This is a genomic window from Williamsia sp. D3, from assembly GCF_000506245.1.
Taxonomy (GTDB): domain Bacteria; phylum Actinomycetota; class Actinomycetes; order Mycobacteriales; family Mycobacteriaceae; genus Williamsia; species Williamsia muralis.
The window spans coordinates 28900-50277 of record NZ_AYTE01000034.1 but is presented as its reverse complement, the minus strand read 5'-3'; the positions used below and the strand labels follow the sequence as shown (position 1 = coordinate 50277).

Here is a 21378-nt window from a genome sequence, read left to right as displayed (position 1 = left end):
GCCCGCTCCTCACAGTCCGGCCAAGTGCGCGACGACGTCCCGGGTGAGCACTCCGGTGACCTGGTGGCGCCAATCGGCCGCCCCGTGGGCATCCGAGTAATAGGCGCCGGCCGGGACCGCGGAATCGACATGCGCTGCCACGGCTTGGGGGTCCAAGGAGTCGGTGACCACCACATACGGGCGATCGGTCGCCGCCGTCACCGAGATCACGACGCCATCCGGTGTCCGGCGCCCGACGACCACGGCTCCGGACCGGCCGAGGGGGGACAGGGCCACCTTCCGCAGAACGGTCGGCTGACGGAGGCTGGAGGCGGGAATCCGCACCGAGCGCAACACATCTCCCTCGTCGAGGACCGTGGTGGAGTTGCCGGTGACGAAGTGGGGGACCGTGCATCGGACGTCGGACCCGTCCGCCTTCCAGACCAACAACTCGGCGTCCAGCGCGGACAACATCGAGATCATCGAACCCACCGGGAACCCGAGACAGATGTTGCCGCCGACAGTGGCGCTCTTCCAGATCTTGTACGAGGCCAGCAACGCCCGAGCGGCCTGGCGGAACACCGCGGTGGCCACCCAGTCACCGGGGTAGGCGGTGGACTGCAACGTATCGATGGTGCAGGTGGCGCCGATGTCGAGGCCGTCCTCGGCGATCGTGAGGTCGCGCCACCGAAGTCCCTGCAGGTCGATCAGCCGGTGCAGGTGCATCTGCGGTTCGCTCATCAGCCAGGTGCCGCCGGCCATCAGCCCGTCGGCGCCGGACAGACCGGCCAGATCTGCACGGTTCCGCGGCACCACAACGGAATCAACGGAATGCAGGTCCATCAGCCGGCCTTCGCGATCAGGATGTCGCGCGCGGCCGCCACCTCGGCGGCGGTTGCCTCGGCATCGATGGTGGTCAATTCTCCCGCCCGGACAACGGTCTTCCCGTTCACCCACAGACGTTCCACCGGGGGAACCGCGCCGAGAACGAGGGCGGCGACAGGGTCTGCGATACCGGCGTGCCCCAGGCCGTCCCGTCGCCACAACACCATGTCGGCCAGCTTGCCGGCTTCGATGGAGCCGATACTGTCCTGGCAACCCAGTGCACGCGCGCCGCCCAGCGTGGCCATCTCGAGTGCCTGTCGAGTGGTGAGCGCAGTCGGTCCGCCGGTGGCACGCGCCATCAACACCGCCTGATGCGCTTCTTCGAGAATCCGGCTGGATTCGTTCGAGGCCGCGCCGTCCACACCCAAGCCGACCGGGACGCCCGCCGCCAAAAGATCACGGGCGCGGGCGGTTCCGGCACCGAGGCGGCCGTTTGACGACGGGCAGTGAGCCACCGAACTCCCGGAGGTGGCCAAGGTCGTGATCGCGTGGTCGTCGAAGTGGACCCCGTGGGCAAACCAGACATCAGGGCCCAGCCAGCCGACCGTTTCCATGTATTCGATCGGTGTGCATCCGAAACGGTCTGCGGTATAGGCGGACTCGTCCTCCGTCTCGGCCAGATGTGTGTGCAGACGTACTCGCCTCTCTCTGGCGAGTTCGGCAGAGGCACGAAGCAGGTCGGCAGTCACCGAGAACGGTGAACACGGTGCAAGAGCGATCTTCACCATCGCATCGGGACCCGGGTCGTGCCAGCGGTCGATCGCATCTGCGCTGGCGGACATGATCTGGTCGATGGTCTCGACCACGCTGTCCGGGGGCAGCCCACCGTCCTTCTCGCTCAGGTCCATCGAGCCGCGCGTGGGGTGAAAACGCAGGCCGACGGTCTGCGCAGCGATGATCTCGGCCGCCAACATGTCGCCACCCTCTTTCGGGAAGACGTAGTGGTGGTCGGTGCTGGTGGTGCACCCCGAGAGGGCCAGCCAACCGAGCGCGCCGGTTGCGGCTACGTTCACGGCCTTCTCGTCGATGCCCGCCCACACGGGATACAGCGTGGTGAGCCACTCGAACAGGGTGTGATCAGCGGCGAGGCCGCGAGTCAGCCACTGATAGAGGTGGTGATGGGTGTTGACCAGGCCCGGGGTGAGGATGCAGCCGCGTCCGTCGACGATCTCGGCTCCGTGTGCCACCGCAGGATCGACCCTGCCGTCGACGACATCCGTGATCCGATTGCCGTCGAATACGACAGACCCGGAGGCGATCTCACGGCGGCCGGCGTCCATGGTGATGACGTAGGCGTTCTCGACGACGGTGGTCATGCTCGCCACGCTACGGCGAAAGCGTTACGGAAAAATGACATTCGAGCTGGGCGGTACCACTTGCGGGCCGAACGAATGGGGTAGAGGCTGAGTGAAATCAAATCCCGGCGAACGGATGGTTGACGATGACGGCTACGACTGTTGATCCCGCTCCGGAAAAGAGCGAACCGACCGAGCTCAAACGGGTGATGGGCCCCAAACTGCTCTTGCTGTTCATCGTCGGAGACATCCTCGGTGCCGGGGTCTACGCGGTGACCGGCAGCATGATCGACAACGTGGGCGGTATGGCCTGGCTGCCGTTCATCCTCGCCTTCGCGGTGGCGACGCTGACGGCTTTCTCCTACCTCGAGTTGGTCACCAAGTTCCCGCAGTGTGCCGGCGCCGCCCTGTACACGCAGAAGGCATTCGGTATCCACTTCCTGACCTTCTTGGTCGCGTTCGCGGTGGTGTGCTCGGGCATCACCAGCGCATCCACATCGTCGAATGTGGTGGCCGCCAACCTCCTGGCTGGACTGAACGAATCATTCAGTGATGCCAACGGACTCGGCTGGTTCGACGTGCCGACCGGGACCACCGCCCAGCTGGTGGTCGCTCTGGCCTTCATGATCGTCCTGGCCCTGATCAACCTGCGCGGCGTGGGTGAATCGGTGAAGTTCAACGTGATCCTCACCCTGGTCGAGATGACGGCACTGATCATCGTCATCGTGATCGGCTTCGTCGCGGCCGGCCGGGGTACCGGAGACGGTGACATCAGCAACCTGGTGGTGTTCGAAGACGCCAACGACAAGGGCTGGTTCCTGGCGGTCACGGTCGCGACAACCATCGCCTTCTTCGCGATGGTCGGGTTCGAGGACTCGGTCAACATGGTCGAGGAGACGAAGAACCCCGAGAAGATCTTCCCGAAGGTGATGCTGTCCGGTCTCGGGATCGCCTGCCTCATTTATGTCCTCGTGGTGGTCGCGGTGATCGCGGTACTCCCGCTGGACTTCGAGCCGGAGAACTCCGACGAGGGCATCCTGCTGTCGGTGGTGAAGCTGGGCGCGCCGTCCGTCCCCATCGAGGAGATCTTCCCGTATCTGACGGTGTTCGCGGTCGCCAACACCGCGCTGATCAACATGCTGATGGCGAGCCGGTTGATCTACGGCATGGCCAACCAGCGAGTGCTGCCTCGTGGGCTCGGCAAGGTGCTGCCGGGTCGCCGCTCGCCGTGGACCGCGATCATCTTCACCACGCTGCTCTCGTTCGTGTTGATCATCGTGGTGAATCAGTTGTCGGAGAACTCGGTCGTGGGCGCGCTGTCGGGAACTACCGGCCTGCTGCTGCTGTGCGTCTTCGCTGTGGTCAACATCGCGTGCCTTGTTCTCAAGCGAGGTGATGTGAAGGCGTTCTTCCGGGCCCCGGTGTGGATCCCAGTGCTCGGCGCGGTGCTCTGTCTATTCCTCGCCGGCCCATGGGCGAGGACCGACGCGCAGATGATCCAGTACAAGATCGCCGGTGTGATGCTGCTGCTCGGCGTCGTGTTGTGGGCGGTGACGTGGGCGGTCAACAAGTACGAGAACCGCCCCGGTGGCTTCTATGACACCGACTCGTCGCTCGAGGACGAACCTGCCAGGAAGTGAACGGCGAGTTCGGCCTCCGACCACCCCTGCAGGTGCATACCGGGTTTCGTCTTACGCACAGATGCCATGTCCGGCGCTGTGAGGTTTCGGCCGCCCCTAGGATTCGTGAAGCTCCATCCCGGTCGCAATTCGCGACAATCCGCACCTGGTGTCGGGTCGTCATGGTGGAGTGATGGTTTCGTGGGCGATGTGGAGGTGCGTTGATGTTTCGCAAGGTGTTGGTGGCCAACCGGGGCGAGATCGCGATTCGTGCTTTTCGTGCTGCGTATGAGTTGGGTGCGGGGACGGTGGCGGTGTTCCCGTTCGAGGATCGCAATTCGATTCACCGTTTGAAGGCTGACGAGGCGTATCAGATCGGTGAGCCGGGGCATCCGGTGCGGGCGTACTTGTCGGTGGAGGAGGTCATCGCGGCGGCGCGGCGTGCGGGTGCTGACGCGATTTATCCGGGGTACGGGTTCTTGTCGGAGAATCCGGATCTGGCAGCGGCGTGTGCGGACGCGGGGATCACGTTCGTGGGGCCCAGTTCGGACATCCTCGAGCTGACCGGCAACAAGTCGCGTGCGATCGCGGCGGCTCGCGAGGCGGGTCTGCCGGTGTTGGCCTCGAGCGAGGCATCGGTGGATGTTGATGAGTTGATGGCGGCGGCCGAGTCGATGCGGTTCCCGGTGTTCGTCAAGGCGGTTGCTGGTGGCGGCGGCCGGGGAATGCGCCGGGTGGAGACCATCGACGGGTTGCGGGAGGCGATCGAAGCTGCTGCCCGCGAAGCGAATTCGGCGTTTGGTGATGCGTCGGTGTTCTTGGAGCAGGCGGTGATCGCCCCGCGTCATATCGAGGTGCAGATCCTGGCTGATCAGCACGGCAATGTGATGCATTTGTTCGAGCGGGATTGCAGTGTGCAGCGTCGCCATCAGAAGGTGATCGAGCTGGCGCCGGCACCGAACATGCCGCCGGGGTTGCGGGAGAAGATCTGCGCGGATGCGGTCGCGTTCGCGAAAAAGATCGGGTACTCGTGTGCGGGCACGGTGGAGTTTTTGGTCGACCGTGACGGCAACCATGTGTTCATCGAGATGAATCCACGGATTCAGGTCGAGCACACGGTCACTGAAGAGATCACCGATGTGGATTTGGTGCAGTCCCAGTTGCGGATCGCCGCGGGTGAGACGTTGGCCGAGTTGGGGTTGTCCCAGGATGCGGTGACGATCCGCGGCGCGGCGATGCAGTGCCGGATCACCACCGAGGATCCGACCAACGGCTTCCGCCCGGACACGGGTCGGATCACCGCCTACCGCACCCCGGGTGGGGCGGGGGTGCGTCTAGATGGTGGGGCAACCCTCGGTGCGGAGGTCAGTGCGCACTTTGATTCGATGCTGGTCAAGCTGACGTGCCGGGGCCGTGATTTCGAGACCGCGGTGGCGCGGTCGCGGCGGGCGTTGGCCGAGTTCCGGATCCGTGGTGTGGCCACGAATGTGCCGTTCCTGCAAGCAGTGTTGGATGACCCCGATTTTCGGGCCGGGAATGTCACCACCTTGTTCATCGAGGAACGCCCGCAGTTGCTGACCTCGCGGGTCTCGGCCGACCGCGGTACCCGGATCTTGAATTACTTGGCTGATGTGACGGTGAACAAGCCGCACGGGGAACGGCCGGCGACGGTCTATCCGCGCGACAAACTCCCCGACATCGATGTCAGTGCCCCCGCCGACGGGTCGCGCCAGCGGCTCCTCGCTCTGGGCCCGGAAGGTTTTGCTGCCCATTTGCGGGCGGCAAAGGCTTTGGGTGTCACTGATACGACGTTCCGTGATGCGCATCAATCGTTGTTGGCGACCCGGATCCGCACCACCGGGTTGGTGGCGGTGGCCCCGTATGTGGCGGCGATGACACCGCAGTTGTTGTCGGTGGAGTGTTGGGGTGGGGCAACCTACGATGTCGCGTTGCGGTTTTTGAAGGAAGATCCGTGGGATCGGTTGGCGCAGTTACGCGAGGCGATGCCTAACATCAACCTGCAGATGTTGCTGCGGGGTGCGAACACGGTCGGCTATACCCCGTATCCGGAGAAGGTGACCCGTTCGTTTGTGGCCGAGGCCGCTGCGACCGGGATCGACATCTTCCGGATCTTCGACGCACTGAACAATGTGGATCAGATGCGCCCGGCGATCGACGCGGTCCGGGAAACCGGTACCACGATCGCCGAGGTCGCCCTGTCGTACACCGGGGATCTGTCGAATCCGGCCGAGAATCTGTACACGCTCGACTACTATCTGCGGCTGGCCGAGCAGCTCGTGGACGCCGGCGCCCACATTTTGGCGATCAAGGACATGGCCGGACTGCTACGCCCGCAAGCGGCATCGACGTTGGTGTCGGCGTTACGCAGCAATTTTGATTTGCCGGTGCATGTGCACACCCACGACACCCCGGGTGGGCAGCTGGCGACCTACTTGGCGGCGTGGCAGGCCGGAGCGGATGCGGTCGACGGCGCCTCGGCGGCGTTGGCCGGTACCACCAGCCAGCCCGCGCTTTCGGCGATCGTCGCCGCGACCGCGCATACCGAGTACGACACTGGCCTGGACCTGGCCGCGGTATGTGAGCTCGAACCGTACTGGGAGGCGCTTCGGAAGGTGTACGCGCCGTTCGAGTCCGGGCTCCCGGCCCCGACCGGCCGGGTGTACACCCACGAGATCCCCGGTGGTCAGTTGTCGAACCTGCGTCAGCAGGCCATCGGGTTGGGGTTGGGGGATCGGTTCGAACAGGTCGAGCACGCTTACGCCGCCGCCGACCGGATGCTGGGCCGCCTGATCAAGGTCACCCCGTCCTCGAAGGTGGTCGGGGATCTGGCGTTGGCGTTGGTGGGCACCGGGGTCAGTGCCGACGACTTCGCCCAAGACCCGGCGTCCTACGACATTCCTGATTCGGTGATCGGGTTCCTGCGCGGTGAGCTCGGTGAACCGGCCGGCGGTTGGCCTGAACCGCTACGGACTCGGGCGTTGGCCGGGCGGGCCCCCGCCAAACCCGTTGTAACGCTGTCCGCCGAGGACGAGGCGGCCCTCGACGGCGACAGCGCGACCCGGCGACAGACGTTGAACCGGTTGCTGTTCCCCGGCCCCACCCGCGACTACGAAGAACACCAGACCGCTTACGGCGACACCTCGAGTCTGTCGGCCAACCAGTTCTTCTACGGACTGCGGTACGGCGATGAACACCGCGTCGAACTCGAACCCGGTGTCGAGCTGCTCATCGGTCTGGAGGCGATCAGCGAGGCCGATGAACGGGGTATGCGCACGGTGATGTGCATCCTCAACGGTCAACTCCGGCCGGTCCAGGTCCGTGACCGTTCCCTCAAGGTTGATGTCCTCGTCGCCGAGAAAGCAGTGTCCGGCAATCCCAAACACATCGCCGCACCCTTTGCCGGGGTGGTCACGACCGTCGTCGAAGCCGGTCAACAGATCGAACCCGGCGCCACCATCGGCTCGATCGAGGCCATGAAGATGGAAGCCGCCATCACCACCCCCACCGGGGGCACCATCAAACGCATCGCCATCAGCACAGTCGCCCAAGTCGAAGGCGGAGACCTGCTGGTGGAACTGGAGTAGTCCTCGATCGACCAGACGGCCGCCCGCAGCGTCAGCTGGGCGGGAAGTTGCCTGCCCGGCCGAGCTGTGCGGGAACGTCTTTGGACAATCGGGCACCGAGCCAGGTCGCTGTAGAGGCGAGCGATTCGAGGTCGACGCCGGTGTGAACGCCTGAGCGGTCGAGCGCGTAGACGAGGTCCTCGGATGCGATGTTGCCCGTGGCCGCCGGGGCGAAAGGGCAGCCTCCGAATCCACCGATGCTCGCGTCCAGTGCTGCCGCACCGGTTTCCAGCGCGGCAAGCGCGTTGGCGTAGCCGGTGTTACGGGTGTTGTGGAAGTGCCAACGCACCGGAATGCCCGGAGCGGCGCTTTGCGCACCGGCTGCGAGCGCGCGCACCTGGGAGGGGACACCCACCCCGATCGTGTCCGCGAACGCGATCTCGTCGGGGCCTGCGGCCGCCACACGCTGTGCCACCTCGATGACCCACGCGGGATCGACCTCACCGGTGAACGGGCATCCGAACGACGCAGCAATCGTGACCGTGGTGGAGATTCCGACGGCCCGGGCGTCCTCGGCAATGTGTTGCCATGCCGAAATGCCCTCTGCGACAGTGCAGCCCTGATTCCGCATGCTGAACTCATCGGTCGCGACGACCACGGCGTTGATCTCGTCGACTCCCGCGGCCAAAGCCCGATCCAGGCCGCGACGATTGAGCACCAGGCCGATGTAGGAGACACCGATACCGCGGGGTAGCTGCGCCATCACCTGCTCGGCGCCGGCCATCTGGGGGACGCGTTTCGGATTGGCGAAACTGACGGCTTCGATCCGCCGGACTCCCGCCGCCACGCTGCGGTTGATCAGTTCGACCTTGTCGTCCACCGACAACACGGTCTTCTCATTCTGCAGTCCGTCGCGCGGACTGACCTCCACCAATTGCACAGTGTCCATGGATCCATTCGAGCCCATGCGCCGATCAGTGCCAACACCGCCCCGCCGATCAGACGGAGCGGCGGCCAGGGAGGGGATGGCCCCGCCTGAGTGGGCTCAGCCCAGCCACGCCATCTGCGGGTTCCATGCCGGACCTGCGTCCGGCGCATCGTCGCGGGTCACCGTGCCCTGGATCAAACCGTAGGGACGGTCGTCGGCATTGAAGACCTCCTTGTTGTTCTCCAGGCCGAACGGGGACAGGTCGTAGATGAAGTGATGCTTGTTGGGAGCCGACAGGCGTACCTCGGCGATCACGTCGTAGGTCTCCAGGATCGTCTTGCCGATCTCGTAGAGGGTCTGTTGCAAGGCAAGGGATTGAACAGTCGCGAAGCGGTTGATGATGATCTGTTTGATGGCCGGGTAGACCGCTTCCCAATCGACATCGGTCGTGGTGAAACGCCATTTGGCCACCAGCGATGTGGCCATCACCCGGTCGGTGGTCGGTTCGAGGATCGTGTATTCGTCTTCGAGGAAGTCATGGAACTCCGAACCGGTCGACTTCAGCAGCACGAGGTCTTTGAGGCCCCCGATCACCCACGTCTGCTGGCTATCGCCCTTGCCTTCCACGGTGATGTCGGCGGTCCGGGTCTCCTGGCCCTTGCGGACCCATGTGTGGTCGTGCTCGGCACCGTTGACCACGGCGCGTTCCCAGGCGTACTCCTCGACCTCGATCCTGGCCCCGGACACCGGTTCGAAGTCGTCCACGAAATGGCGGGCGAGTTCGAGCGCGTACTTCTCGATCGACTCGATGCCCTTTTCTTTGGCGTAGGCATAAGCGGTCTGTTTCTGCGTGTCGGTGGGCAGCACCTTCCGCTGGTCACCGTCGGTGTAGGCCGCGGCGAAGTCGCCGCGAAGGGCGCTACCGACGTTGATGTCCTTGATCTCGTGCCTGGGGGTGTCGCGATAGATCCGCACCACCCGGTTCTCGGCTTTCCCGTACTGGTTCTCACCCAGGATGATGCCCATGAGCTCTGTGTCTTCTCCTTTGTGTCGTCAGCTGCCGCGGTACGTCGAGTAGGCAAACGGACTCAGCAACAGGGGTACGTGGTGGTGCCTGGTGGTATCGGTGACAGAGAACGTGATCGCCACCTCCGGATAGAAACCCTCGATGTGGTTGTCGGCGAACCACTTGCCGGTGTCGAAGAGCAACCGGTAGACGCCCTCGGTGAGCCCGCGACCGGCGAGCGATCCGACACGGCCATCAGAATCTGTTGTGCTGGAAGCGAGTTCGGCGCCATCTGAATCGTAGAGAATGACCGTGAGTCCGCTGGCCGGCTTGCCCGTGACCGCATCGAGAACGTGGGTGCTGAGGTCACTCACGACGCGGCATCCTCTCCTTCGTCGACGTACCTGATCGCCGGCTCCAACATGAGTCGCAGCCGCCGACGATTGATCTTCGCCAATTCCATTCGCAAGACCCGCCTTTCGGTTTCCGGATCATTGTTCATGCGTTCGTGCAGAATTGCCAGCAGCTCCGTGGCGGGTCGCCCATCGGCGAAGACCAGGTACACATGGCCGAACTTCTCCTCGTACTCGGCGTTGCACCGCTTGAGGTCGGCCAGAACAGCATCGTCCGCGCCGGCGACCCCGGACTGCTCGCGGGCTGACGACGAGTTCGTCGGCCGGTCACCGATCCGGGGGTGCCCGTCGAGCGCCTCTTCCAGGTCTGCCTCGGACAACTCGGCCAGGATCAGATCCGAGCGGTTGTAGAGGGCTTCTTCGTCCGGGAACGGCCGGCCCGCCGCCACCCGGATCGCCCAGATACAGGACGTGCAGCACTGGTAGAGAGCGTGGATCGCCTGGCGCTCGCGCAACTCGTTGAAACTCTCGAGTCCTCGCCAGTCAACTCGTCGCACGTCAGGTCCCGTCCTCTCCGATTTCTCGTGGTGCTGCTGCCTTCATCGCAGCGCCCGCTCTGGTTGTTGCACACGTCAATGGTCGAAGTCTGTGCCTGTTCAGCCCATCACGTCCTGAAAGCGGTTGAATCGGGCCGAAACGATCGGGGTGGCGTCGGATGATCCGCCCTCGGAGTCGGTGCTCATTCGGTGGTACCTCTGGTGAGATGGTCATGTGGGTCTCGTGGGCACCGCCATCCGGCGGGGTGCCATCGCTTCCCATCAGGATCTCGCGAAGTCTGCTCGTCCGCTCGGCGAGCAGAACCGATATATCCATGGCCGTCAGGCCCGGAGGAGGTCGACCGTTGGAGCGCACGGCGGGCGAGACAGCCAACGGAGACGCCGGTGGCAGGGCAGCACCATCGAGTACGAGGGCGGGCCCCGGCGGCATGCCAGAGCATGGAACGGTGGTCGGGATTCTGTTGGCGGCCGGCGCGGGCACCAGATACGGGATGCCGAAAATACTTGCGCATCAGGGTGATTGGCTGCGTGCCGGGGTGGATGCGCTCGGCGACGGCGGATGCGGACAGGTGCTCGTCACCGTCGGTGCCGCTGCCCCGGAGATGCCCGGGGGAGCGCGGGCCGTACAGGTACCGGACTGGCGCAGGGGCTTGAGCGAGTCGGTGCGCACGGCGCTTCTGGAAGCCACCGACGTCCCCGATCTCGTCGGAGTGGTTTTACATGTTGTTGACATCCCGGACGTGACGGGCGAGCAGGTGCGGCGACTTCTGGGCGCGTGCGGTCCCCGGCCCGACCGACTGGGCAGAGCCGCATTCGCGGGGTCTGCCGGACATCCGGTCTACCTCGGGGCAGACCATCTCGATGTAGTCCTGGAGGCGTTGTCGGGGGACCGCGGGGCGGGACCTTATCTCGCTGCCCGTACCGACGTCATCGAGGTCGACTGCACCGACCTCGGCACCGGGCTGGACCACGACCGTCCGGACGTCTGAAGCGGGGACTGCGCACGAGTTCGCGCCACCTGCCCGCGTCCGCGCCGGTTGCAACCGGCGCGAATGTGAGGAGGTGGCGCGAATTTTCTGCGGTTTCTGCGGATTCTGTGGAACGGTCAGTCGAAGGTGTAGCCCAGCGCGCCTTCACCGAAGCGCTGCACCACGATTCGAGCTGCCGCCAGCGGTTCGTCGTAGCCATCCCGGGCGAAGCCGGTCAATCGGGCTGCATTACCGGTCCCCTGGGGCTCGATGGCGACCTCGGCGAGCATCTCGCCGGTGGTCGGCTCACATACTGCCCAGGTGAAGCGGGTTTCCTCGTCCCAGCCGCGCTCGCAGGCGCGCACGTGATCGGGGTCGGTGACACCGGCCAGAGCCAGCGCCGGCCGATCCGACACCCGATCATCGTCACGCAACGCCCGCAGGTACCACGCGCCGGCGTTGATCTCGACAGCCTCGATGGCGTACGCCTACTTCAGCTCGAACAGGACCGTGCCCTGAGTGACCGCGGCACCGGCCTCGACGGCCAGGCCTGTCACGACACCGTCCTTGTGGGCGGTGACCGGGTTCTCCATCTTCATGGCCTCGAGAACGACAACCAGATCGCCCGCGGCGACTTCCTGGCCCTCGGTGACCGAGACCTTGACGACGGTGCCCTGCATGGGTGCGGTGACGGCGTCACCGGACACAGCGGCGTTGCCGCCCTTGGCACGTGTGCGTGCCTTGGGCTTCTTCGTGGCGACGCCATTGGATCCGCCACCACCCAGGGCCAGATCGCCCGGCAGCGACACCTCGAGGCGCCGTCCGCCGACCTCGACCACCACGGTCTTGCGGGGCTCGTTGTCGTCGTCCTCGATGGGCTGTCCACCGGTGTAGGGCTCGATCGGGTTGTCCCAATCGGTCTCGATCCACTTGGTGTAGATGTCGAAGCCCTCGCCGTCACCGATGAAGGCCGGGTTGGACACGATGTGGCGGTGGAACGGGATGACTGTCGCCAGACCTTCGACCTGGAACTCGGCCAGCGCGCGTCGTGACCGCTCGAGCGCCTGCTCACGGTTCTCACCGGTGACGATCAGCTTGGCGAGCATGGAGTCGAACCCGCCGCCGATCACGTCGCCTTCGACGACGCCGGAGTCGACGCGGACACCGGGGCCGGTCGGCTCCTTGTAGACGGTGATCGGTCCGGGAGCCGGGAGGAAGCCGCGGCCGGCATCCTCACCGTTGATGCGGAACTCGAACGAGTGACCACGAGGGGTCGGATCCTCGGTGAACTCGAGCTTCTCGCCTGCTGCGATGCGGAACTGCTGGCGGACGAGGTCGATGCCGGCGGTTTCCTCGGTGACGGGGTGTTCGACCTGCAGACGGGTGTTGACCTCGAGGAACGACACGAGGCCGTCGGAACCGACGAGGAACTCCACCGTGCCCGCGCCGTAGTAGCCGGCTTCCTTGCAGATGGCCTTGGCCGAGGAGTGGATCTTCTCGCGCTGCTCGGTGGTGAGGAACGGTGCGGGCGCCTCTTCGACGAGCTTCTGGAAGCGGCGTTGCAGCGAGCAGTCGCGGGTGCCTGCCACGATCACATTGCCGTGCTGGTCGGCGATGACCTGGGCCTCCACGTGGCGCGCCTTGTCGAGGTAGCGCTCGACGAAGCACTCTCCGCGACCGAATGCCGAAACTGCCTCACGGGTGGCCGAGTCGAACAGCTCGGGGATCTCTTCGATCGTGTAGGCGACCTTCATGCCGCGGCCGCCGCCGCCGAATGCCGCCTTGATGGCGACGGGGACACCGTGCTCCTCGGCGAAGGCCACGACCTCACCCGCGTCCTTGACAGGGTCCTTGGTACCCGGGGCCATCGGTGCGTTGGCCTTCAGCGCGATGTGACGTGCGGTGACCTTGTCACCGAGGTCGCGGATCGACTGGGGCGACGGCCCGATCCAGGTGAGCCCGGCGCGATGACAGCCTGGGCGAAGTCGGCGTTCTCCGAGAGGAAGCCGTAGCCGGGGTGGATGGCGTCGGCCCCGGACTTGGCCGCGGCGTCGAGGATCTTGTCGAACACCAGGTACGACTCGCCCGAGGTCTGACCGCCCAGTGCGAAAGCTTCGTCGGCGAGCTTCACGAACAGAGCATCGGCGTCCGGTTCGGCGTACACCGCGACGCTGGTCAATCCGGCGTCCTTGGCAGCCCGGATGACCCGTACCGCGATCTCGCCCCGGTTGGCGATGAGGACTTTCGTGAGTGCTGTGCTGGCGTGACTTGGCACTTGATCTCCTGTTGGGCGCTGGTCGATGCGCGTCGGTGACACTGTCTGGCGATTTCGATGTGTTGTTACGTGGGCATGCCTTCCCGCGGGATGTGGGGGACGGCACTAGATGGAGTCTAAGCACCCCGCCGAACAGGCACGACTGTTGGCCCACAGATCGCTCGTTCGGTCACCGATACCTACTCACGGGTAACGTTTTTTTCAAGGCGCCGATTCGTGCTCGGGGGCGCCCGGTTGCGGCCCGTAGGTGCTGCGATTGCCGACCTCTTTGAGAAAGTCTCCGAAGGCGCCGAGATAACGTCCGACCTGCCGATGGGTGCGGCCTTGTGCCGGGAAGCGCGACGAGATGCGGATGCCCGAAGCAGTGCGGTGCACCCAGATGTACACCTCTTCGTTCGAGTAGTTGTGGCTACGGAGCACCCTCGCCCGGCCGGCGTCTGCCTCGGCGTGTCCGGGGGCGAAACGCAGATCGATGAACGAGACGACGAATCTCGGGTCGGGGATGTCTGTGTCTCCCGTGTGTCCGAGGATCTCGCCGACCCGCAGGTAGGGCAGGTTCCCGGCTTTGCGGACGCGACGCATCTCGTCCGCCGCCCGGGCGATGATCTGTCCGAAATCGGTCGCGCCTGAGGTGTCGAGACGAAAAGGGACTGTGGCGACGAACCAGCCGAGTGCCCCGAACCATTGTTGATCGGTGCGCGTGTGCCGGGGGATGACACACCGGAACACCGGGCCTCCGCCGAGCTCGGCGTAGACGATCGCCAGGGCCGCCATCACCCCGGACAGCAACGAGCCGCCCGCCGCTGAGCACACCGCCGTGAATCGGTTGGTCTGCTCGTCGTCGAGTAGATCCGCCGTGATCGAGCCCTGGGGGATCAGATCGGTACCCGGCTGCGGTGACGGGGTCGGGGCCTCGACCGCCGTCCCGTCCTCGTCGGCGATGTCGAACCGGGGCAGTTCCCCGCCCGAGTCGCGCAGGAAATCGGCCCACACCGCAACGGCCTCGTGCTCGGTGCCCGCCGAGTCTGCCTCTCGCCGCTGATGGGCACTGAAGTCCACGTACGACCCCACCGGGGGCAGGTCGGGCTCCACCTTGCGCCGGTGCGCGGTGTAGAGCGCCACGAGTTCGTACTGGCCCATGATCAGGGAGTAGCCATCCACCAGAGAGTGGTCGGCCGCGAAGAGCAGCGTGAACGAGTCCTCGCGCGCAACGGTGGCAAAGATGTAAGCGGGCCATTGCAGCGGCGCGGTCGCCCGGTCGAAGGAACCTGCCAGCTGATCCAGCAGGGGGCCGGGTTCGCCGTACCAGCCCACCCGCCCCATCTTCAGCTTCACCGATCCGGGCGGGGTGGTCAGCCGGGCCAGTCGGTCCGCCCAGATGACAACATGGCTGCGCAGCACCTCGTGCCTGTCGATCCAGGTCGACAGTGCCGCGCGGATGGCCGGTACCGACATCGGCTCGTCGAAATCGATCGCGAGCCCCAGCCACGATTCGCGGCCGCCCTCACGTTTGGTGCGCAGCCGGTATTCGAATGCGGCACGCAGATGCTGCTCGTGATTGTGCGACGTGGGCCGCGAATCAGCCGTCCACTGCGCAAATCCGCCCTCGGTGAAGGGCGACCACTCGACCAGCCCGCCAGGTTCGACGGGCTGATCCATCATCTGGATGAACTTCATGACAACGCGATCTCATCGTCCCGGCACCGGGCTCGACGGGCCCAGATGTGCCTTGATCCGCGACAACATGGCCGACATCCCACGCAGTCGCAACGGGCTGATCGCCGATTCCAGTCCCAGCCGTGTGTAGAAGTCGCCTGGTACGGCAAGGATCTCGTCAGCACCGGCACCGTTGAGGCCCTGGTACAGGATGGACGCGAAGCCACGTGTCGTCGGCGCCTGGGGCGGCGCGCTGAAGTACAGCTGCACCGAATCGCGGTTGCTCGCGTCCACCGAGAGGAACAGCGGGGACTGACATTCGGGTACGGGCTCCATCGCCGCTTCGGCGAGATCGTCCGGCAGCTCGGGTAGTTCGTCGGAGAACTCGAGCAGCAGCTGGATCTTCTCGGAGTCGGTGAGCGCCGAGAAGTCCTCGGCGATCTCATCGAGGGCGGCCGTCACCTCTTGCCGCTTGTCGAGGGGGCGGTTCCGGGTTCGATTCCGGTCACGATGGGAGCACGCACGGCGTTGCCCCATTCGGTCCAGGACCCGTCGTAGTTGCGTACCTTCTCGAACCCGAGCAGGTGGGTGAGCACAAACCAGGTGTGCGACGACCGCTCGCCGATCCGGCAGTAGACGATGGTGGGCTCATCAGATTTGAAGTCGGCGTACAACTCGTCGAGTTCGGCCTTCGGCTTGAACCGGCCGTCCGGGGCGGCCGCCTTGGCCCACGGGATGGAGACCGCGGTGGGGATGTGTCCGCCACGCAGCGCACCCTCTTGGGGGTACTCGGGCATGTGCGTGCGCTCACCGGAGTACTCCTGCGGCGAACGGACATCGATCAGTGGTTCGGTACCGAGTGCTCCGCGCACCTCGTCGGCGAACGCACGGATCAGCGAGTCGTCTCGTTCGACGACCGGGTAGTCGGACTCCGGGTACACCGGGACGTCGAGGGTGATGTCGCGGTCCTCTGAGAACCAGGCGTCGCGGCCGCCGTCGAGCAATCGGACGTCTTCGTGACCGAACAGGGTGAAGACCCAGAGTGCGTACGCGGCCCACCAGTTGCTCTTGTCGCCGTAGATCACCACGGTGTCGTCGCGGCGAATGCCCTTGCTGCGCATGAGTTCTGCGAACTGTTCGCCGGAAATGTAGTCGCGGGTCACCGGGTCGTTCAGGTGGAGGTGCCAGTCGACCTTCTGTGCGGTGGGGATGTGGCCGATGTCGAACAGCAGCACGTCCTCGTCCGATTCGATGATCTTGAGGCCGTTGGTTCCCAGGTGGGCGCTGAGCCATTCGGTGCTCACCAGACGCTCTGGATGAACATAGTCGGCGAAGCCGGGATTGTTGTCGATCTCAACGGTCACGTGCGGTGCTCCAAATCGGGCTGGACGATGCGTGCGGGTGTACCCCCTGAGCGTAGTGCCGACGGCAACACCGACGCAGTGGACGGGGCCGGAGGACCTGATGCCGGACGCGTCACCACTCGGTGGCGAGCCTGCGACCCAGTTCGTCGAGGAAGGTGCCCATGACGGATACAGCCGTTTCGGTGTCCGGGTAGCGGGTGCGCAGGGCCAGCCCCCGATCTGTGCGGGAGATCCAGAACTGGACGTCGTCGGCGGTGGTGACGTTCGAGATGTGGGTCGCCCCGATCTCCTCGTGTGTGCCCGAGCCGGGCAGTCTCCGGTAGTCGACGTACGAGACCATGAAGATGTCGTCGCGACGGCGGTGGATACCGCCGATCGCCTCGAGCACCTGGGGCACCGGCACCTCGCCCAGCTTCACCGCCGCGCGTAACGCGGGGCCCGTGCGGGCGACGGTCTCATCGAAGTTCTCGTCCGCGACAACCTCGAGTGGTGCATTGGTGGTGAACCACCCGACCGCGTTCTGCCACGGCTCCGTGCGTCGGGTGTGCACGGGGAAGAGCATGGACATCTGTGGACCGCCGCCGAGGCCGCGGACGGTCTGTGCCATCGCCGAGAGAACGCCGGCGAAAGTGCTCGCCCCGGAGCGCCGACACCGGCTGTCGAAGCGGTCGGTGGCCTCGGGCCCGAGCAGATGACGTAGGTCGACCGCCTGCGGCGCTTTCTCACCCGGGAGCAGTCCGAGGTCGAGTGGAAACGACGGGGCGGTGTTCTCGTGCTCGTCGAAGAAGGTCAGCCACGCCCGCATGCGGGGGTCGGACCGCCGGATGGGCGCAGCGTCGGATTCCGCGGCGCAGTAGTCGACGAAGTTGCCTGCCATCGGCATTTTGTCGGCGATGAAACCACCCGGTTCGGCCTTGGCGGCGTGGTAGAGCTGGTGCAGATCGCCCACGATGATCGACATGGAGTAGGCGTCCACGTGTGAGTGGTCGAATCCGCAGAACACCGTTGAGCGGTCGGCGCGGTCGATGGCTGCCAACAGGTAGGCCGGAAAGCCGAACGGGTGACAGGCATCGTTCAGTGAGTTCCACAGCAGATCGCGGAGATCGACCGACGACGTGGTCTCGATCCCGGTGCGCGCAACGAGGGTGATGTGCGATGCGTCGTGCAGTTCGCGAGCTATTCCGCCGTCGGTTCGTACGAACCCGCTGTGCAAGGTGCCGTGCCGTGCGATCAGTAGGCGGTACGCCCGTTCGAGTGCTTTGGTGTCGATTCGGCCGTCCACATCGAAAGCTGCTGCCAGCCAGATGGTTCCATCTTCCCCGCCGGCGAGATGAAAGGTCTGATTGAACGAGGGTGGCACCGCGGAGGCGACCACGCGATCCGCGGAGGTGTCCACCGACCACCGCAGGAGGACACCGGGGTCGGGCGAGTAGCGGTCAATCGTGGTGACGTGCAAGCGCAAGCTCCTCGACGGGGGTACTCGCAACAGCGTAGTCACCTTCGCGTGCGACGGTGTCGATCACCTCCCAGAGGCGCTGCAGATATCGCTTGATCTCGAGCTGCGCCGTTGCCGTGTCGGGGGTCTGGAGTCCCAGGTAGAGCCGTGTGCGGTCGCGGTTGAACCACATCGATGCGTTAGCGGTGCGACCCTCGCCGGTGAATATGACACCACGATCGTGTGCGGGCCGTCCGTCGCCCGGAAATCGCCGAAAGTCGAGGTAAGACAGAAGGTTCGGCGTCCCGGCGACATCGCGGGGATCCATTCCTGAACGCAACAGTGCCGTGATGACCACGGGCAGAGGCACGGACGAGAGACGTTTTGCCCTCACGTGGCCGGCGTGGGCGGCCGCGGTGACCTCGGTGAACGAACCAGCGGACGCCACGTCGAACGCCACCGGTGCGAAGTTGCAGAACCATCCTTGGGACAGCGCGAACTCCGTCGACCTGGTGCCCAGCACGGCGATGGCGAAGTAGTCTGTACGGCCGGTGAGTTCGAGCGCTGTTAACGCTGCAGCTGCGTATATGCCGCCCATCACACCTGCGCCGGACTGTCTGCACACACGTTCGAACCGATCGGCGCCTGCGGCGTCGAGCAGGTCGAACTCGATCGGCCGCACCGGCGCGGTTTCTCCGGGCTCGAGCCCCAGATCGAGCGGGAACCGCGGCATCGCGGCGCCGTGGGAGGCGAAGATATCAACCCACTCTGCGACCTCGGGTGATTCGTCGGTGAACCGTGCGGCGACGTCGTTCTGCAGGCTCGCGTAGTCGAGAAAGCTGCCCGTGGCTGCGCTGACGTGCGGGGGTGGCGCGGTCCCATTCTTCTCGGCTTCGTACAGTTCGGCGATCTCGTCGAGCACGAGTGCCTGTGAGGCGCCGTCGGACAGGGCGTGGTCGCAGCCGTAGTACATCGTGAAACCGTCCGGTCTGCTGATGGCCCCGAACGCGAAGCCTGGCCAGCTCGTGGAGATGGCCTCGGCGCCGAGTCTTGCGTGGATGTACCGCCGGAACTCGGTATCGGTCGTGAAGTCGCCCACGCGGTGCGCCTCGAACGCGACCGCGTCGGGCTCGACCAGCATGCGCGTGATCTGCGTGGTGTCGGTGCGGAACCAGGTCCTCAGTCCCTCGTGCCGAAGGGTGAGAGTGCGCAGGGCCCGACTGAGCGCCGCAAGGTCGATCGGACCGTCCACTTCGGTGGCTGCTCCCAGATATGCGTTGTGTTCGCCACCCGCGTCGGCGGTCGCGTGGCAACCGCGAAGGTGGTTCTCCTGCAAGAACGTGAGTGGGCCAGGCGCGGTCGGTGCGGCCAGGGCTCGCGCGGCCGACGCGGGACTCGGGTGCCACTCCAGCAATACGCCGGGGGCAGGCGTCCACCAATCCATCGCGGTGAGGATCACGTCCTGGCTCCTTGTCTGAGAGGGAGATGTGTTCGAGGGGACTCGACTACGCGGGGAACTTGTCCTCCGAGTACGTCAGCGAGAACGGGGCAGGTGCGGAGACATGGAATCGGTGTTCCTGGGTCAGCTCCGCCAATTGGTTGCCGAGACCTGCGATGAAGGCCGCCACGTTCGTAGAAGCCACATCGGTGGCCGGGTACCGAGCCGAGATGTTCAGTCCCTCGGGTGTCCTGGAGATCCAGAAGTAGACCTCGTCCCCGGAATAGGCCGCGCTGCGGAGCGTGTGCGCGCGCCACCGGACCCAATCGTGCGCCCCCGGAACGAATCGCACGTCGAGGTAGGACACGACGAATCGCGGAACCGCCCGGTTCTCGAGCAACTCGGCCACCCGCGGGTACGGGTAACGAGACAAGTCCTTGCGTTCCGCAATTGCCGCGGCGGCGGCGGACATGCAGTCGGCGAACGATTGTGCGCAGGTGATGTCGATCTCGACCGGGATGATGCCCACGTACCAGCCGACCGACTCGGCGTACTGCGACTCGTGGCGGGTGTGCACCGGCATGGTGAAACGCAGGGTGTTCAACCCGGTGAGTTCGCGGGTAGTGGTCGCAAGTGCAGCAAGGACGGCTGATTGCAGTGTGAACCCGAGTCGCCTGCAGTGTGCGTTCACCACTGCGGCAGTCTCGTTCGACAAAAGCCATGACGACGTGCCCGCCTGTGGCCGGTCCGCGATGTCGCAGTCGGTGACGTGTGGTGCGCCTACGGCCTCGACGGGCAGTGGGAAGGCGGGGAACGCGCCGGCGCCGACGCCCAGGAAACGGTCCCAAGCCCGTACCGCCACATGATCGGCGGTGAGGCATCCTCCGGCGAGCCGGTCGGTGACACTGAAGTCGATGTGGCTGCCGATCTGCGGCAACTGATGCTCTGCCCCGCGCAGCTCGAACGCGTACAAACGCTGTATTTCATTGATGGACAACAACATCGAGTAGGCGTCCATCACCGAATGGTCCGCCGCGAACACCAGGACGAATCCGTCTGGATGCGGGGCACCTTCGACCTCGGTGATGGAAACCACGAGGCAGTGTGGCCACCGCAGTGCCGAGATCCGGGAATCGAACAGGCCTGTGAGGTGGTCGTGGATTGCGGATGCGTCGATGGGCCCCGCCACACGTGGTCGCATGTCGAGAACGCATCCGGCATTGGTGAGCCTGGTCATCGAGATGGCACCCGTCGTGTCGACCCCGGTGGCCACCGTGGTTCGGAGGGCTTCGTGCCGGAGCATCCAGCTTCGCAACGTGCGGGCGAGTGCCCTTTCGTCGTAGCGTTCGTGAACCTCGAAAACACCTCCCAACCATGATGATTCGTCAACGTCCCGCCCCTTGTAGGCGACCCCCCGGACCACGTGGTGTTCGTGGACATAGGTCAGCGGCCGATTGTCGACCGCCCAGCACTCGCCGTCACCCTCGGTGCTCGGAGTCCATTCGGTCACCCGCCCGGACGGTAGGTGGTAATCAGCCAGTTCAGTGAATTCCATGTTGCAGTATCCGATTCGGGATGATCACGCACGACAGGGGAACCCGCGGGAAGGAGGGGGAGGTGGGTGACGCCGCACTGCGCCGGATGCGCGGGAGTATTCGCTGCGCTCCTCAACACTAGGACCGGATATGGGTCTTTGCCTCGGCAAAAGGACGTGGTGTTCGTCACGCGGGCCCGAAGTTCTTGCCATTCGTTTTGCTACCACGTGTCGCTGGTGTGTCGTGCTTGTGAAATACAGTGTTGGACAGTGTTTATCGGCACCGCAGAATTTGACGTCGGCGCAAGCACGCGTCATGGCAGCGGTTGCCACCCGATGTTCGACAAGGCTATGTTCGTCACAGGCGGGTGCGCATCGCAGCCCTACTCGTCTTCAGGATCCGCTGGGGTGCACTGCGGCCGGGTGCTGTGCCGGAACAGATTTCGGGAAGGGTGCTCCGCCGATCTGTCCGTCCGCACCGGTGACGCCGGGCATCGGCGAA

At 65.2% G+C, this 21378-nt stretch carries 16 protein-coding genes and 1 pseudogene; 3 read left to right on the top strand and 14 right to left on the bottom strand.

Annotated elements, in window-relative coordinates; genetic code table 11:
- Positions 1–9 precede the first annotated feature (9 nt).
- Both W823_RS51485 and W823_RS51480 read right to left on the bottom strand, forming a co-directional pair.
- Positions 10–822, bottom strand: a complete 813-nt coding sequence (locus tag W823_RS51485) for a xanthine dehydrogenase family protein subunit M (RefSeq protein WP_023961629.1) — start codon at positions 820–822, stop codon at positions 10–12.
- Entirely contained in the window at positions 822–2180 is a 1359-nt protein-coding gene (locus W823_RS51480) for an 8-oxoguanine deaminase (RefSeq protein ID WP_023961627.1), read from the bottom strand. The genes W823_RS51485 and W823_RS51480 overlap by 1 nt, the downstream gene beginning before the upstream one ends.
- Positions 2181–2305: 125 nt before the next feature.
- On the opposite strand from W823_RS51480, the gene W823_RS51475 reads away from it, so the two are divergent.
- Together W823_RS51475 and W823_RS51470 are read left to right on the top strand one after the other, a co-directional pair.
- Positions 2306–3799, top strand: a complete 1494-nt coding sequence (locus tag W823_RS51475) for an APC family permease (protein ID WP_023961625.1) — start codon at positions 2306–2308, stop codon at positions 3797–3799.
- A 203-nt stretch (positions 3800–4002) separates the two neighbouring features.
- Positions 4003–7383 carry a pyruvate carboxylase gene (locus W823_RS51470; protein WP_023961623.1) on the top strand — a complete coding sequence of 1127 codons (3381 nt, stop codon included), beginning with the start codon at positions 4003–4005 and terminating at the stop codon, positions 7381–7383.
- Between the two features lie 31 nt (positions 7384–7414).
- On the opposite strand, the gene W823_RS51465 is transcribed toward W823_RS51470, so the two are convergent.
- The 4 genes from W823_RS51465 to uraD all read right to left on the bottom strand — a co-directional run bounded on the left by W823_RS51465 (position 7415) and on the right by uraD (position 10206).
- Positions 7415–8311: a hydroxymethylglutaryl-CoA lyase gene (locus W823_RS51465; RefSeq protein ID WP_031333149.1), complete on the bottom strand. Its 897-nt coding sequence runs from the start codon at positions 8309–8311 to the stop codon at positions 7415–7417.
- A gap of 96 nt (positions 8312–8407) precedes the next feature.
- Complete coding sequence (pucL, locus tag W823_RS51460) at positions 8408–9316, bottom strand: factor-independent urate hydroxylase (protein ID WP_023961619.1); 909 nt, start codon at positions 9314–9316, stop codon at positions 8408–8410.
- Positions 9317–9343: 27 nt separating this feature from the next.
- Positions 9344–9670: a hydroxyisourate hydrolase gene (uraH, locus tag W823_RS51455; RefSeq protein ID WP_023961617.1), complete on the bottom strand. Its 327-nt coding sequence runs from the start codon at positions 9668–9670 to the stop codon at positions 9344–9346.
- On the bottom strand, positions 9667–10206 hold the full coding sequence (gene uraD, locus W823_RS51450) for a 2-oxo-4-hydroxy-4-carboxy-5-ureidoimidazoline decarboxylase (protein ID WP_023961615.1): 540 nt from the start codon (positions 10204–10206) through the stop codon (positions 9667–9669). Before uraD ends, uraH begins: the two co-directional genes overlap by 4 nt.
- A 428-nt stretch (positions 10207–10634) precedes the next feature.
- Here uraD and W823_RS51445 point away from each other — a divergent pair, with 428 nt between their 5' ends.
- A complete protein-coding gene (locus W823_RS51445) occupies positions 10635–11195 on the top strand; it encodes an NTP transferase domain-containing protein (RefSeq protein WP_023961614.1) in 561 nt (186 codons plus the stop codon).
- A gap of 116 nt (positions 11196–11311) precedes the next feature.
- Here the strand turns inward: W823_RS51445 and W823_RS51440 are convergent, their stop codons facing one another.
- From W823_RS51440 to W823_RS51405, 8 genes and pseudogenes are all read right to left on the bottom strand, one after another.
- Entirely contained in the window at positions 11312–11653 is a 342-nt protein-coding gene (locus W823_RS51440) for a hypothetical protein (RefSeq protein WP_031333148.1), read from the bottom strand.
- A 9-nt stretch (positions 11654–11662) separates the two neighbouring features.
- A pseudogene (locus W823_RS51435) lies at positions 11663–13449 on the bottom strand (biotin carboxylase N-terminal domain-containing protein).
- 201 nt (positions 13450–13650) lie between these two features.
- Positions 13651–15126, bottom strand: a complete 1476-nt coding sequence (locus tag W823_RS51430) for a condensation domain-containing protein (RefSeq protein WP_023961607.1) — start codon at positions 15124–15126, stop codon at positions 13651–13653.
- A 12-nt stretch (positions 15127–15138) separates the two neighbouring features.
- Positions 15139–15567 (bottom strand): SufE family protein, encoded by a 429-nt coding sequence (locus tag W823_RS51425; RefSeq protein ID WP_023961605.1) that lies wholly within the window; start codon positions 15565–15567, stop codon positions 15139–15141.
- Entirely contained in the window at positions 15564–16469 is a 906-nt protein-coding gene (locus W823_RS51420) for a sulfurtransferase (protein ID WP_023961603.1), read from the bottom strand. The genes W823_RS51425 and W823_RS51420 overlap by 4 nt, the downstream gene beginning before the upstream one ends.
- 112 nt (positions 16470–16581) lie before the next feature.
- The gene (locus W823_RS51415) at positions 16582–17925 is read right to left on the bottom strand and encodes a condensation domain-containing protein (RefSeq protein ID WP_038254257.1); all 1344 of its coding nucleotides are present in this window, start codon (positions 17923–17925) and stop codon (positions 16582–16584) included.
- Positions 17906–19363, bottom strand: a complete 1458-nt coding sequence (locus W823_RS51410) for a condensation domain-containing protein (RefSeq protein WP_023961600.1) — start codon at positions 19361–19363, stop codon at positions 17906–17908. Before W823_RS51410 ends, W823_RS51415 begins: the two co-directional genes overlap by 20 nt.
- A 46-nt stretch (positions 19364–19409) precedes the next feature.
- Complete coding sequence (locus W823_RS51405; RefSeq protein ID WP_161634039.1) at positions 19410–20852, bottom strand: condensation domain-containing protein; 1443 nt, start codon at positions 20850–20852, stop codon at positions 19410–19412.
- Positions 20853–21378: the final 526 nt, after the last annotated feature.